General features: G+C 72.0%; 11 protein-coding genes. 2 read left to right on the top strand and 9 right to left on the bottom strand.

Features of this window, described 5'->3' with window-relative positions; translation table 11 throughout:
* Positions 1 to 21: 21 nt before the first annotated feature.
* The gene (locus PYS65_RS10040; RefSeq protein ID WP_279333516.1) at positions 22 to 975 is read left to right on the top strand and encodes a bifunctional riboflavin kinase/FAD synthetase; all 954 of its coding nucleotides are present in this window, start codon (positions 22 to 24) and stop codon (positions 973 to 975) included.
* Positions 976 to 1,001: 26 nt separating this feature from the next.
* Here PYS65_RS10040 and PYS65_RS10035 read toward each other — a convergent pair whose 3' ends face one another.
* The 7 genes from PYS65_RS10035 to tnpA form a co-directional block, all read right to left on the bottom strand.
* On the bottom strand, positions 1,002 to 2,036 hold the full coding sequence (locus PYS65_RS10035) for an ABC transporter ATP-binding protein (RefSeq protein ID WP_279333515.1): 1,035 nt from the start codon (positions 2,034 to 2,036) through the stop codon (positions 1,002 to 1,004).
* A complete protein-coding gene (locus PYS65_RS10030) occupies positions 2,033 to 3,145 on the bottom strand; it encodes an ABC transporter ATP-binding protein (RefSeq protein WP_279333514.1) in 1,113 nt (370 codons plus the stop codon). Before PYS65_RS10030 ends, PYS65_RS10035 begins: the two co-directional genes overlap by 4 nt.
* Complete coding sequence (locus PYS65_RS10025; RefSeq protein ID WP_279333513.1) at positions 3,142 to 4,179, bottom strand: ABC transporter permease; 1,038 nt, start codon at positions 4,177 to 4,179, stop codon at positions 3,142 to 3,144. The genes PYS65_RS10030 and PYS65_RS10025 overlap by 4 nt, the downstream gene beginning before the upstream one ends.
* On the bottom strand, positions 4,176 to 5,249 hold the full coding sequence (locus PYS65_RS10020; RefSeq protein WP_279333512.1) for an ABC transporter permease: 1,074 nt from the start codon (positions 5,247 to 5,249) through the stop codon (positions 4,176 to 4,178). The genes PYS65_RS10025 and PYS65_RS10020 overlap by 4 nt, the downstream gene beginning before the upstream one ends.
* Before the next feature lie 18 nt (positions 5,250 to 5,267).
* The gene (locus tag PYS65_RS10015) at positions 5,268 to 7,181 is read right to left on the bottom strand and encodes an ABC transporter substrate-binding protein (protein ID WP_279333511.1); all 1,914 of its coding nucleotides are present in this window, start codon (positions 7,179 to 7,181) and stop codon (positions 5,268 to 5,270) included.
* Between the two features lie 295 nt (positions 7,182 to 7,476).
* Positions 7,477 to 10,359, bottom strand: coding sequence for an SCO5717 family growth-regulating ATPase (locus PYS65_RS10010; RefSeq protein WP_279333510.1), 2,883 nt, complete (start codon positions 10,357 to 10,359; stop codon positions 7,477 to 7,479).
* A gap of 351 nt (positions 10,360 to 10,710) precedes the next feature.
* Positions 10,711 to 11,139 carry an IS200/IS605 family transposase gene (gene tnpA, locus PYS65_RS10005; RefSeq protein ID WP_279333509.1) on the bottom strand — a complete coding sequence of 143 codons (429 nt, stop codon included), beginning with the start codon at positions 11,137 to 11,139 and terminating at the stop codon, positions 10,711 to 10,713.
* 23 nt (positions 11,140 to 11,162) lie between these two features.
* On the opposite strand from tnpA, the gene PYS65_RS10000 reads away from it, so the two are divergent.
* Positions 11,163 to 12,320, top strand: a complete 1,158-nt coding sequence (locus PYS65_RS10000) for an RNA-guided endonuclease InsQ/TnpB family protein (RefSeq protein WP_279333508.1) — start codon at positions 11,163 to 11,165, stop codon at positions 12,318 to 12,320.
* Positions 12,321 to 12,396: 76 nt separating this feature from the next.
* Here PYS65_RS10000 and PYS65_RS09995 read toward each other — a convergent pair whose 3' ends face one another.
* Both PYS65_RS09995 and eccE read right to left on the bottom strand, forming a co-directional pair.
* Complete coding sequence (locus tag PYS65_RS09995; RefSeq protein WP_279333507.1) at positions 12,397 to 13,224, bottom strand: hypothetical protein; 828 nt, start codon at positions 13,222 to 13,224, stop codon at positions 12,397 to 12,399.
* Positions 13,221 to 14,537 carry a type VII secretion protein EccE gene (gene eccE / locus PYS65_RS09990; RefSeq protein ID WP_279333506.1) on the bottom strand — a complete coding sequence of 439 codons (1,317 nt, stop codon included), beginning with the start codon at positions 14,535 to 14,537 and terminating at the stop codon, positions 13,221 to 13,223. The genes PYS65_RS09995 and eccE overlap by 4 nt, the downstream gene beginning before the upstream one ends.
* Between the last annotated feature and the right edge of the window lie 60 nt (positions 14,538 to 14,597).

Below are 14,597 nucleotides of genomic sequence, written 5' to 3'. Positions count from 1 at the left end.
TTTCGACAAGGAGCAGGCACAGTGCAGCGCTGGCGTGGCTTGGAGGACATCCCCCAGGACTGGGGGCGCAGCGTCGTCACCATCGGCTCCTACGACGGAGTCCATCGCGGACACCAGTTGATCATCCGGCACGCCGTGGACCGAGCCCGGGAGCTGGGCGTCCCCGCGGTCGTCGTCACCTTCGACCCGCACCCCAGCGAGGTGGTCCGCCCCGGCAGCCACCCGCCGCTGCTCTCCCCGCACCACCGCCGCGCCGAGCTGATGGCCGAGCTGGGGGTGGACGCGGTCCTGATCCTCCCGTTCACCACGGAGTTCTCGAAGCTGTCACCGGCCGAATTCGTGGGGAAGGTCCTGGTCGACAGGCTGCACGCCACAGCGGTCGTCGAGGGCCCCAACTTCCGCTTCGGCCACCGGGCCGCGGGCACCGTGGAATTCCTCGCCGAGCAGGGCAAGGTCTACGACTTCGAGGTCGAGGTCGTCGACCTGCACGTCACCGGCGAGGCGGGCGGCGGCGAGCCGTTCTCCTCGACGCTCACCCGCCGCCTGATCACCGAGGGCGACGTCGAGGGCGCCGCCGAGATCCTGGGCCGCCCGCACCGGGTGGAGGGCGTGGTCGTCCGCGGTGCCCAGCGCGGTCGCGAACTGGGCTTCCCCACGGCCAACGTCGAGACGCTCCCGCACACCGCGATCCCCGCCGACGGCGTCTACGCGGGCTGGCTGCACGCCCAGGGCGAGGTGATGCCGGCCGCGATCTCCGTCGGCACCAACCCGCAGTTCGACGGCACCGAGCGCACGGTCGAGGCCTACGCCATCGACCGCGTCGGCCTGGATCTCTACGGCCTCCACGTCGCCGTCGACTTCCTCGCCTTCGTCCGCGGTCAGGCCAGGTTCGACACCCTGGAGGACCTGATGGAGCAGATGGCCGCGGACGTCAGGCGCTGCGCGGAGCTGGTGGCCGCCGCCGGGACGGCGTAGCCCCCTCCGGGCGGCACGGGCCTCGGTCAGACTCCGCCCGCGCGGGCCCAGTGGCAGGCCACCTGGCCACCCGCCCCGTCGCCCCCGCCGTCGAGGATCTCCAGGTCCTGGGTCCGGCACGCGTTTGCCACGCCCGCCCGGTCCGCCTCGCCGCCGAGCAGGATCTGGCAGCGTGCGTGGAACCGGCAGCCGTCGGGGATCCGGGCCGGGTCCGGGGGCTCACCGGTGAGGACCACCGGGTCGCCCGGCGCCTCCGGGAGCACCGACAGCAGGGCCCGGGTGTAGGGGTGCCGGGGCGCGGTCAGCACCTGCTCCACCGCCCCGGTCTCCACGATCCGGCCGAGATACATCACCGCGACCCGGTCGGCGATGTTCCAGGCCAGTCCCAGGTCGTGCGTGACGACCAGGGCGGACAGGCCCAGTTCGGTGCGCAGCCGGAGCAGCAGTGCCAGGATCTCGCCGCGTACGGAGGCGTCCAGCGAGGCCACCGGCTCGTCGGCGACGAGGAGTTCGGGCTCCAGGACCAGCGCACCCGCGATCACCACCCGCTGACGCTGTCCGCCGGACAGCTCGTGCGGGTACCGCAGGAAGAAGCGCTCCGGCGGCCGCAGCCCGGCCCGGGACAGGGCCCCCGCGACCGCCGCCCGCTCGTCGCCGCGGTGACCGTGGATGCGCAGCCCCTCGGCCACCGCGTCGTACACCGTGTGCCGGGGGTTGAGCGAACCGCTCGGGTCCTGCAGCACCAGCTGGACCCGCTTGCGGTACGCCTTGAGGGAGCGGCCGGAACGGTCCAGCGGCCGCCCGTCGAAGGAGACGCGCCCCGCGGTCGGCTCGACCAGGCCCAGCAGGGCACGGGCCAGTGTCGTCTTGCCGCAGCCCGACTCACCCACCAGGGCGACGATCTCACCGGGCCGGATGTCGAGATCGACGCCGTCCACCGCGCGAGCGGGCGGGGCGCCGCTCCGGCCGGGGAAGACGACGTGGACACCCCGGGCGCTCAGCAGGGGCGGCGTGCCGGTGAAGTCGGGGGAGCCGGGGACGACAGTGGGGGAGGCCGTCATGGGGTGGTACGCCTCACTTCCTCCAGGGACCGCGGACCGGGTTCCCGCGGGCCGGGTTCCTGCGGACTGGATTCCTGTGGTTCGGGCACGTGAGCCCCGGGTCCTTGCCGTTCGGGTCCGTGTCGTTCGGGCTCGTGGGCCCGTGTGTCCCCGGAGGTGTCCTCCGCGACCCGTACACAGGCCGCCCGCCGCCCCGGCCCCGCCGGCCGCAGTGCCTGGTCCTCGACCGCGCAGGACTCCAGGGCCACCGGGCAGCGCGGATGGAAGGCGCACCCGGCCGGCAGCGCAAAGGGGTCCGGCGGGTCGCCCGCCAGCCCCCGCGGTGCGAAGCGTGACGCCGGGTCGCCGATCCGGGGGAACGCCGCCGACAGGGCACGGGCGTAGGGGTGCCGGGCGGCCTCGTGGACCTGTCCGGCCGGGCCCTCCTCCACCACCCGGCCCGCGTACATCACCGCGAGCCGGTCGCAGGTGTCGGCGAGGACCGCCAGATCATGACTGATCATGATCAGACCCACGTCCTGATCCGCGACCAGCTGCTCGATGAGCCGCAGGATCTGCGCCTGGATCATCACGTCGAGCGCGGTGGTCGGCTCGTCCGCGATGATCAGCCGCGGATCGCAGGCCAGCGCCATCGCGATCATGACGCGCTGGCGCTGCCCGCCGGACAGCTCGTGCGGGTGGTCCGTCGCGCGGGCGGCCGGGAGACCGACGTGCTCCAGCAGCTCACCGGCCTTCCTCCGCGCCCCGGCCGGGGTCGCCCTGCGGTGCAGCAGGATCGGCTCGGCGATCTGGTCGCCGATGCGGTGGACGGGGTTGAGGGAGTGCATCGCTCCCTGGAACACGATCGAGGCCCCGGCCCAGCGGACCGCCCGTACCCGGCCCCACTTCATGGTCAGGACGTCCTCGCCGTCCAGCAGGATCTGCCCACCGGTCCGCGTCCCGGCCGGCAGCAGCCGCAGCAGCGCGAGCGCGAGCGTGGACTTGCCGCAGCCCGACTCCCCGGCGATGCCCAGCTTCCGGCCGGCCTCCAGACGCAGGTCCACCCCGCGCACCGCGGCGGCTCCGCCCGCGTACGTCACCGTCAGGTCCCTGACGTCGAGCAGGCTCAACGGGACACCCCCAGCCTGGGGTTGAGGACGGACTCCACGGCACGCCCGCAGAGTGTGAAGGCCAGCGCCACCACGGCGATGGCGATGCCCGGCGGCACCAGGTACCACCAGCGGCCGGCGCTGACCGCGCCCGCCTCCCGCGCGTCCTGCAGCAGCCCGCCCCACGACACCACCGTCGGATCGCCGAGCCCCAGGAACGCCAGGGTCGCCTCGGCGAGGATCGCCGCGGAGATGATCAGGGTCGTCTGGGCCAGCACCAGCGGCATCACGTTGGGCAGCACATGGCGCGACATCACGTGCCAGTGCCCGCCGCCCAGCGCCCGCGCGCGTTCGATGTACGGCCGGGTCTCCACCGCCAGGGTCTGCGCGCGCACCAGCCGGGCCGTCGTCGGCCAGGTGGTCACCCCGATCGCCACCACGACGGTGACCAGCGAGCGGGACATCACGGTGGCCAGCGCGATCGCCAGCACCAGGGTGGGCATCACCAGGAACCAGTCGGTGACGCGCATCATCACCGTCGCGTACCAGCCCCGGAAATGCCCCGCCGTCACGCCGATCAGGGTGCCGATCGCCACCGACAGCACGGCGGCGAGCAGCCCCACCAGCAGGGACACCCGCGCCCCCCAGATCACCAGACCGAGCAGGTTCCGCCCGAACTGGTCGGTGCCGAAGGGGAACTCCGTGCTCGGGCTCTCCATCGGGCTGCCCGGAGCGTCCGTCACGTTGTCCACGTCGGAGCCGACCAGCAGGGGAGCGGCCAGCGCGAGCAGGGCGAAGAGCAGGAGCGCCGCCAGGCCGAAGACACCGGCCCGGTGGGTGCGGTACTGCCGCCAGAAGCGTGCGGCCGAGTCCCGGCGCCGCCGCCACGCGAGCGCGCGCGGGCCCGTGGCCGCCGGTTCCTTCCCCGCCGCGGCCGGGGTGGCCGCGAGCGTGGCAGGGGCGGCCGCGAGCGTGTCCGGGGCCGGGGGCGTCCCGTCGTCGGCCGGGACGCCGGGAGCGGTCGGTTTCCCTGTCGTGTCGTTGTCGGTCGTCATCGGCCCACCCGGGGGTCGAGCAGCGGATAGATCAGATCGGCCAGCGTGTTCATCACGATCACCGCGGCGGCGAACACGAGGAACAGCCCCTGCACCAGCGGTAGATCGGGCACGCTCAGCGCCTGGTAGAACAGCCCGCCGAGCCCCGGCCAGGAGAACACCGTCTCCACCAGGATCACCCCGGCCACCGTCCGGCCGAGGTTGATGAAGATCAGCGTCACCGTCGGCAGCAGCGCGTTGGGCACCGCGTGCCTGCGCCGTACGAGGTCGTCACGCAGCCCCTTGGCGCGCGCGGTGGTCAGATAGTCGCTGCCCATCTCGTCCAGCAGCGCCGACCGGGTCACCAGCAGCGTCTGCCCGTACTCCACCGCGACCAGCGTCAGCACCGGCAGCACCAGGTGGTGCGCCACGTCCAGGACCCGGGCGAAGCCCTCCTCACCGCCCGACTCCATGCCGCCGGTGGGGAACAGCCCCGGAACCGGGCCGACGCCCACCGACAGCGTGATGATCAGCAGCAGCCCGAGCCAGAAGGACGGGATGGAGTACAGCGTCAGAGCCAGCCCCGTGTGGACCCGGTCCCCGAGCCGTCCGTGCCGCCACGCCGACCGGGTGCCGAGCACGACGCCGAGCGCCGTGTAGAGGACGAAGGCGGTACCGGTGAGCAGCAGCGTGTTCGGCAACGCCTCGGTGACCTTGTCCATCACCGGTGCGTTGAACTGGTACGAGGTTCCCAGATCCCCGGTGAGCGCCTTGCCGCAGTAGTCGGTGAACTGCTGCCACAAGGGCAGGTCCAGCCCGAACTCCCTTCGGTAGGCGGCCAGCTGTTCGGCCGAGACCTGACGGCCGCCGGTCATGAACTTCACCGGGTCGCCGGGGATCAGCCGGAAGAGGAAGAAACTGGTGACGAGGACGGCCAGGAGGGACACGGCCGCGCCGGCCACCTTGCCCGCCACGTACCGCAGATACGCGGTGGTGGTGCGGGCGCGCGGCCCGCGGGCCGCCGGTCCGTCCTTCGCCGGACCGGCGGTCCGCGTGCCCTCGACCGGAGCGGATGTCGCGTCGGCGGTCATGAGTACCCGTCGCCCGCCCTACTCGCGGTCCTCGGCGGTGGCCCGCCGCCGCATCGCCACGAACACCCCCAGTCCGACGAGGACGACGGCACCCGCGGCGATCCCGACGACCACCCCCGTCGACGACCCGTCCCCGGATGCCTCACCGGAGCCCGCCGGCACCGCGGACCACCAGCTCCAGTAGCCGTCCTGGCCGTAGAGGTTGCCGGCCTTCTTCGGCATCGTGGTGATCGACTCGATCTGGTCGGTGCGGTACGCCTCGACCGCGTTCGGATACGCCATGACGTTCATGTACCCGAGGTCGTACAGCCGTGACTCCATCTGCCGGACGATGTTCGCCCGTTCGGCGGGGTCGTACTCGGCCAGCTGCCGGGCGTACAGCTCGTCGTACTTCTTGTCGCAGATGAAGTTGTCGGTCGCACCGGTGTCCTTCGGGGTCGCCGGGAGCGCCCCGCAGGTGTGGATCGACAGGACGAAGTCGGGGTCGGGGTTGACCGACCAGCCGTCGAAGGCCAGGTCGTACTCGCCGGCGAGCCATGGATCGGTCACGTTGTCCAGACAGCTGAGCGTGATCCCGATGCCGAGCTCGCCCCACCACTCCTCGAGGTACTTGCCGATGGCCTTGTCGTTCGGGTCGGTGGCGTGGCACAGGACCCGGTAGTTCAGCGGCTTGCCGTCCTTGCCGACCCGCTTGCCGTCACCGTTCTTCTCGTAGCCCGCCTGATCGAGCAGCCGGGCCGCCTCCGCCGGGTCGTACGCCAGCTCCTGGTCGGCCGACGGCTCCCAGAAGTACTGCCCGTACCGCGGCGGGATGTAGCCCGCGCCCGGCTCCGCGTGGCCCTGGAACACCTTGTCGATGATGGTCTTCCGGTCCACCGCCCGGAACAGCGCGTTGCGGACCCGCTGGTCCAGCAGCGAAGGGTGCCCGTCCCCCATCTTCTCGCCGTTCTTGGCCTTCGCGCCCGGATTGGTGGCGAGGGCGTAGAAGCGGCGGCCGGGCGCGTCGTTGACCTTGATGTTCTTCTCGTTCTGGAGCGAGGCCGCCTGCGCCGGCGTCAGGGACGGCGACCCGGCGACGAACGACACCTCACCCTTGCGCAGCGCGGACACCGCCGCGTCCTGGTCCTTGTAGTACCGGAAGAGCAGCTCGTCGAACTTCGGCGCCCCTCGCCAGAAGTCCTTGTTGGGCACCAGCCGCACATAGCTGTCGGGCTTGTGGTCGGTGAGGACGAACGGCCCGTTGCCGACGATCGGGAAGTCCTTGTCGTTGTTGAACTTCGAGAAGTCGTCGACCTTCTCCCACACGTGCCGGGGCACGATCGGCACGTCCAGCGCCGTCATGGTGGCCTGCGGCTTCTTCAGCCGGATGACCAGCTCGGTCGGGCTCGGCGCGGTGACCTCCTCGAAGTTGGCGACGAAGCTGCCGTTGGCCGTGGCCGCGCCCTCGTCGGTCATCATCGTGTTGAACGTCCACGCCGCGTCCTCGGCGGTGGCCTGCTGTCCGTCCGACCACTTCGAGTCGGAGCGGATGGTGTACGTCCAGGTCAACTTGTCCGGGGACGACTTCCACTCGGTGGCCAGCCCCGGGACGACCCGGTTGTCCTCGGGGTCGTAGTTGGTCAGATACTCGTAGGTGAGCCGGTGAATGCTCGTACTGAGCAGCCGCACCGCGAGGAACGGGCTGAGCGAGTCGACGCTCTGCGCCACCGCGACGGTCAGCGTCTGCTTCCCGCCGTCGGCCGCCCGGGCCTGCCGCGGCGCCGGGTCGAGCGGGGTCGCGAGCCCGGCGGTGAGGGCGAGCGCGGCCGCACCGGCCGCCGTGGCGAGCCGGATTCGACGCGGAACGCCGCTGCCCGGCCGTGGTCCGGACCGTGGTCCGGTGCCCGGACGTCCGGTCTCGTGCTGACCGCCGTACTGATCGTTCGTGTCCATAGGGTCGCTGACCTCGCGTCATCACTCGCACGGGTAGGACTGGCTGATCAGGTGAGTGGTGAGTGTCTATCAGCGGTGTCCGGCGGGAGTCAACGGCACGCACACCCCATGTGGCCTGCGAAAACAATGAATTGGCGAGTGCTGCGCACCCATTGGTCGAGACCACTGAAGCGCCCCTGGCCAGCGGCTGACGCTGTGCCGCACCCCGAATACGGGAGATCCCGCATCCGTGTGTGAAGGGTGCGGGCCGGAAACGGGATCGGCCCCTCGAAAGGGGCCGATCGGGTGACATTCCCTACTGCTGTGGGGGCGGTGCCTGCGGAGGCGGTGCCTGCGGAGGCGGTGCCTGCGGGGGTGGTGCCTGCCCCCCGCCGTGCTGCTCCGGGTGGCCGGGCGGGCCCGGGTACGGATAGCCGTAGCCGGGCTGGGGGTACGGCTGGCCGGGAGCGGCCTGCGGCGGGTATGCCGGGCCGGGCGGTGCGGGGGGCTGGGGGTGGCCCTGGCCCTGCTGCGGGTGGGGCTGACCGGGGTGGCCGGGGTGGCCGGGGTGGCCGGGAGGAGCGTACGGCTGGCCGGGCTGCGGCTGCTGGGGGTACGGGCCCGGCTGTCCGGGGTACGGCTGTCCCGGCATGTGCTGACCCGGGGCGTACTGCCCCGGGACGTACTGCCCCGGCAGCGGCGGGGCGGCGACCGGCGGCGGGTTGCCGTCGGAGGTCCACAGGCCGTGCGACTGCTGGTGCCGGACGAAGTCCTCGGCGACCAGCGACGCGAGGTTGAAGTACGCCTCCCGCACCTTCGGCCGCATCATGTCGAGATCGACCTCCGCACCGGCGGCCAGATGCTCGTCGAACGGTACGACGATCACACCCCGGCAACGGGTCTGGAAGTGCGACACGATGTCGTCGACCTTGATCATCTTTCCGGTCTCGCGCACACCCGAGATGACCGTGAGCGACCGCGAGACGAGATCCGCGTACCCGTGGGCCGACAGCCAGTCCAGCGTCGTGCTGGCGCTGCTCGCGCCGTCCACGGACGGCGTCGAGATGATGATGAGCTGATCGGCCAGGTCCAGTACCCCGCGCATGGCGCTGTAGAGCAGACCCGTACCGGAGTCGGTGAGGATGACCGGGTACTGCTTGCCCAGCACGTCGATGGCCCGCCGGTAGTCCTCGTCGTTGAAGGTCGTCGAGACGGCAGGGTCGACGTCGTTGGCGATGATCTCCAGACCGGAGGGGGCCTGGGAGGTGAACCGCCGGATGTCCATGTACGAGTTGAGGTGGGGGATCGCCTGCACCAGGTCACGGATGGTGGCCCCGGTCTCCCGCCGCACCCGGCGGCCGAGCGTGCCGGCGTCCGGGTTGGCGTCGATCGCGAGGATCTTGTCCTGCCGCTCACTGGCGAGGGTGGCGCCGAGCGCGGTGGTCGTGGTCGTCTTGCCGACACCGCCCTTGAGGCTGATCACGGCGATCCGGTAGCAGGACAGCACCGGTGTACGGATCAGCTCCAGCTTCCGCTGCCGCTCGGCCTCCTCCTTCTTTCCGCCCAGTTTGAAACGCGACCCGCCCGCGGCCGGCCGACTGCTCTTCGCCTTCTGCTTCTTGCTGTTGAGCAGCCGGTCCGAGGACAGTTCCACGGCCGCGGTGTAACCGAGCGGCGCGGCACCGGGGTTGGTCTGCTGCCGCTGGTCGTGCTGGATCGGCTGCGGCCAGGCGGCCCCGATGCGGGGGTCGACGGGCGGCTGCGGCGGCTGACCGGCGTGCGGGGGCTGGGACTGGGGCTGGGGCTGCTGGAGGGGGAACCCCTGCTGGGGGGCCTGCGGTTGCTGAGGCTGCGGCGGCAGGGGCTGCTGGGGCTGCGCCTGCGGCGGTACGGGCTGCTGCGCAGGCGGTTGCTGCGGGAAGCCGTAACCGCCCGGCTGGGCCGGGGGAGTCGGGGCGGCCGGCCCGGGACCGGCGGGCGGGAACCCGTAACCGGCGGGGGCGCCGGGACCGGGAACGCCCGGCTGGGGGAAACCGTATCCGGCCTGCGGAGCGGGCGGGACCGGCGCCTGGTGCTGCGGTGGCGTCGGCCCGTCCGGCGCGTTCCAGGCGGCGGGCGCGGGCTGCGGAGCCTGCGGCTGGAACGGCGGCTGCTGCGCGGGTACTTGCGCGTCCATCGGCTGCACCGGTGCCGCCGCGGGGGCCTGCGGCGGCTGCGCGGGCCACTGGCTCGCGGGCGCAGGGGCGGCGGGGTACGGAGGGGGCGGCGCCACCGGCGGCGCCGGGGGAGTCCAGGTGGCCGGAGCCGGAGGGCCGGAGGAGGCCGGAACGGCATCCTGAGGTGCGCTGTCTGTGCCGTCTGTGCTGTCTGCGCCGTCTGGGGGTTCCGGGCCGTCGTCCGCACCGTCAGAACCGGCCACGCCGCCCTCCGGCGCGTCACCCACCACCGGCTTGACGTCCCCGGGTGCGGGCGCATCCGCCTCGGCCACGGCGGCAACGTCTTCGGGGCCTTCGGAGCCCTCGGAGTCGTCCGCGTCGTCCTGACCGTCCTCCGCGGACGTTCCGGAGACGCCGGCGATGTCCTCGTCCTCAAGACCGTCAGCGACCTCGGGGACCTCGACGTCATCGTTCCCGTCTTGAGCCTCGGCCGACTCCGGCCGCGCATCCGGCTTCGGGGTCGCCTCCGCCTCCGCCTCGGGTGCGGTCTCGGACTCGGGCTCCGGGATCTCCCGCTTCAGGGCGGCGGGGGAGAACCGGATGGTGGCACCGCTCTCGAGGTCGCCGTTACCGGAGTCGGGCTCCGGCTCGGGCACGGACGGGGGAGCGGGCACGGGTGCCTCGCCCCGCTCGTTCCCTTCCGAAGGCTGCTGCGGCTCGAAACCGCTCCCCGCCGGAAGCCTGGGCACGCCGACCGGCCCCTCGGACGGCGGAGCCGGCGGTGTGAACGGAACCCCCGGCGCGGGAGCGGGCGGCGGAGACGAGGGAGACGAAGAAGGCGAAGGGGGTGAAGGGGACGAAGAATCGGCCCCCGGCCCGAAACTCCCAGACCCCGACCCCTCCGAAGCATTCTGCGTGTACCAGGCCGGCGGCGCGTAGTCGATGGTGAACTCGCCCGTCGCCTCGACGGAGGACTCCGCGTCGGGCTGGTCATCGCCGGGTGTGGCCCAGCCCCCGCGCGTCCCGTCCCGATCGCTGCTCACAGTTCCTCCTGGTGTGGTCGAACACCCTCACGCCGTGCTGAGGCGACCATTTCTCGTCATCCAGACTTGTTCGAGGGCGTTTTGGGGCGCTGCGATTTCGTCCGATCACGGTCGTCCGACCCACCGGCCCCCCTGGACGCCGACGTCCGGCCCACGGGTTCTGGCGTCGCGTCCGGTCCCAGCCTAATCGCCACCACTGGCACACCGGCAGGCCCGTCCTGCGAACACGTTGCACAGAGGTGGTGTCTTCAGCATGATCTAGCGCGGAACCCCGGGGCGTTCACGCCCGGGGGGAAGCGCTTCCTGACACTGCTCTGACCCGCACGAGTGCACGGGTCTGCACTATTGACCTCAGCCGGGACGTTTCTGGTTCTCGATGTACTCCTTGATGACAGTGAGCGGGGCGCCCCCGCACGAGGCGGCGAAGTAGGACGGCGACCAGAAGTGCTCACCCCACAGGTACGTGCGGATGTGGCCGGGGAACTCCTGCCGCAGGCGCCGGGCGGAGACGCCCTTGAGGGAGCCTACGAGCCGGGAGACGGCGACCTTGGGCGGGTAGTGCACGAGCAGGTGGACGTGATCGCGTTCGCCGTTGAACTCCCGCAGGTCCGCGCCGAAGTCGGTACACACGTCGCGCATGACCTCTTCGCAGCGCCGAAGGATCTCGTCGGTGAACGGTCCGCGCCGGTGCTTAGGGGCGAAGACCAAGTGCGCGTGCAGGGTGTGGACGACGCTACGACCCCTGCGGATATCGGGGTTTGGTTCCCAGCGTGGTGACATAGAGTAATGCTACGATCACGCCCATGAAGATCGTGACACAGGTCAAGCTCATGCCGGACGCCGCGCAGGCATCCGCGCTTGAGCGCACCCTGGGCACGGTCAACGACGCCGCGAACTGGGTGTCGGAGGTGGCGTTCGAGCACGGCGTGCCGCGCGAATACGAGCTGCGCAAGCACACCTACGCCGAACTCAAAGCCCGCGGGCTGGGAGCGCAGGCCACGCAACACGTCATCAAGAAGGTGCGCGACTCGTACACCACGCTCAAGGCCAACATCCGTGCCGGGAACCTCGGCAAGGACGGTTCCAGGCGTCGCCGCAAGGCCGAGTCCAAGCCGATCACCTTTCGCCCCGAGGCCGCCCAGCCGTATGACGACCGGTGCCTGAGCTGGCAGTACGACCAGCGGACCGTGTCCATCTGGACCGTGGACGGCCGGGTCAAGAACATCCGCTTCGCCTGCTCCGCCGACGCGCTCAAGCTGCTCCAGGCGCACCGGCAGGGCGAATCCGACCTGATCGAGCGCGACGGCGTATTCTACCTCGTCGCCACCTGTGACGTGCCCGAGGCCGAGCAATACGAGCCGGACGGCTTCATCGGCGTGGACCTCGGCATCGAGAACATCGCCACCGTCTCCACCGGCTACCTCGCCGCCGGGCGGGGGCTCAACCGGTACCGCAAGCGACAGCTTGCCCTGCGGGCCAAGCTCCAGAAGAAGCGCACCAAGAGCGCCAAGCGGCGGCTCAAGGCCCGTTCCCGCAAAGAGGCGCGGCACGCCGCCGACCAGAACCACATCATCTCCAAGAGGATCGTGACCGAGGCTGAACGCACCGGGCGCGGCCTGTCCCTCGAAGAACTCAAGGGCATCCGCAACCGGGTACGGCTCCGCAAGCCCCAACGGGTCGCACTCCACTCCTGGGCCTTCGCCCAGCTCGGAGACTTCATCGTCTACAAGGCCGAGCGGGCGGGCGTGCCCCTGGTCTTCGTCGATCCCGCGTACACGTCGCAGACGTGCGCCGAGTGCGGCCACGTCGACAAGCGCAACCGGGTCGACCAGGGGCTTTTCATCTGCCGGGGGTGCGGGGTCGTTGCCCACGCCGACCGGAACGCTTCCCACAACATCGCCACCCGTGGCGAGAGCGTGTGGAACGCGGGGCGTGAGTCACGCGTCCCTGCCACCCCATAACGGGGTGTCTGGACGGAGGAGTCCACCCCAGCAGCCGGCTGGGCGCTACCTCCAAGCCCGGTCCTTCAGGGCCGGGTCAAGTTGACTCCATCCGTCGCGGTGTACCCAGCAACCCGACCTCGGCGTCCGTCGGTTGAGTCATCACGTACTGCCGATCGCGGTCGGCGCACCAGAGGGTGACGCCGTCCGCGAGGGTCGGCAACGCCTCCACCTCGCCCCGGGGCAAGCCCATCGAGCGGCCCAACTCCCCGGCCTCGTCCGGCGACACCCGCTGCACGCCCACGAGACGCGCCTGCCGGATCAGCCGGGGCGCGACGGGGCTGAGATAGGGCAGAAGCGTCAGCACCGACCTCCAGGGTCCGGAGACCACGCGCCCCCGCGGTGGCCGCATGCCGCAGTCGCGCACCACCAGTACCGGCGTACCGGCCGAGGCGCCCAGCGGGGGGACCCGCCCCACGTCGTAGACCGCGAGCCCGTTCTGACCGCCGCCCATGGCGTGGACCATCTGGGTCCACGCCTGCGCCCGCCCGGTCTCCACGGCCACCCGCGCGCCGGTCGCCGCGGCCCGCAGGGCGAACACCTGGGCCGTCCACAGGCCGCCGATGAGCACGACATCGTACGGCGTGGGCCGGTTCAGTCCCAGCACCGCCGACTGTCCCTCGGCGTCCACCCCGATGACGACGCCGTCGTCCCCGATGGGCAGCGACAGCGCGTCCACGTCCTCCGCGGACAGGGTGTGGTGGCCGTGGCGTGGACCGAGCAGGCCGAAACCGGCGTGCAGCAGGCCGCGTGCCCGCCGGGCGGCCGACGGCCGTGCACCGCTCGGTACGTTCCCGGCTCCCGGCGCAGCGGGTCCGTCCGGCCCCTTCGGCCCGTCAGCGGTCCGTGTCGTCATGGCGGTCATCGGACACCTCCGAGGGGCAGAGTGGCGAGCACGCCCGGCAGCTGCTCCCGGTCGAGCCGCGTCAGCGCCGCGCCGGCCTCCCGCGCGGCGCTCTCCACCGCACGTCGTGCTTCGGTCAGTTCCTCGGCGCTGCGCCCGGTGATCCGCAGATGGCCCCGCAGTGACATCTCCCGCCGGTCCGCGCGCGCGAGGGTGAGGCTGACCGTGGTGGCGAGCGCGGGAACCGCCGTGACCCGCGCGACGAACTGGGGCAGCGAGCTCCCGCGGTCGCCGCCCAGGTGCGGCCACTTGCGGATCCAGTACGTGGTGTGCCTGCGGTTGTCGCAGCGCCAGCTCCGGCTGGACTCCTCGGTGCGCCTCTCGTGCCGGTCCGCCCGCCCCGCCTCGGCCGTCACCAGCGGGTTGGCGCAGGCCGACGTGGCGATGGCCGACGTCAGCTCCTCCTCGTCGAGCACCGTGGCGCGGAACCCGGCGCCGGTCAGCCGGCTGACGAGGTGGTCGGCGACCCGTACGACGCACTTCTGCGCGCCGACCAGGCCCCCGCCCCGGGCCGCCACGGCCTCCGGACACAGCTCCGGGGCGACCTTCAACGCGATCCAGGTGATCCGTACCGCGGGAGCGCCGGTCTGCTCCTGCAACGGCGCGTAATTGCTGACGGCCACGGACTGACGCGGCAGGTGCAGCGCGGGCGCGGGCTGCGTGTGCAGCACGATCTGCGCCGACTCCAGGAGGATCCCGTCCACCTCGAGCGCGTCCCGCACCAGGGCCAGCGGCAGCGGCCGCCGGCTCCGCTCGGCGCGCAGGGCGGTGGCGTCCCCCTCCACCTGCACCACCGCGGTGACGAAGGTCCCGTCCCCGATGATGCCGACGGGCCGCCGCTCTCGGCCGCCGTACGCGTACGTGCGCAGGCTCGGATCGCACTCCAGGGCCGGGGCGAGTCCCGGCTCGGTGCCGGGCGCTATCACCAGCTCCGGGGCGCGCTTCCGCCGGGCGCGCAGGGCCCGCGCCGTGGCGACCCACTCGGGCAGGGAACGGCCCCGGCGACGGACGAAGGCCGGCAGGACCAACGCGACGGCGACCACGGCGGCGGGCACCAGCGCCAGGGTGCCGATGGCCCACCCGGTGAGGAGGACGGCTGCCGCGAGCTCCAGCAGGACGATCCGTTGCAGCCGGAACGAACCCGGCCGTCCCGCACGCAGCCTGAGATGGGGACCGCCTCGCGCGGACGGCTGCCGCGTCGCCCGCGACCCCGGTCCGGCGGAGCCGCGTGCCCCCGTCCGGTCACGGCTCGAGGCCCGCGTTCCGGCAACCATCACTCCATCCCCCCAATTCGCCCGCAACTCGCTGGAACTCCGGTACCGCACCAGGCTCCG

This window comes from Streptomyces cathayae, from assembly GCF_029760955.1.
Lineage (GTDB): Bacteria > Actinomycetota > Actinomycetes > Streptomycetales > Streptomycetaceae > Streptomyces > Streptomyces cathayae.
The sequence above is the reverse complement of the archived record's forward strand: the minus strand, read 5'-3'. Positions and strand labels throughout refer to the sequence as shown.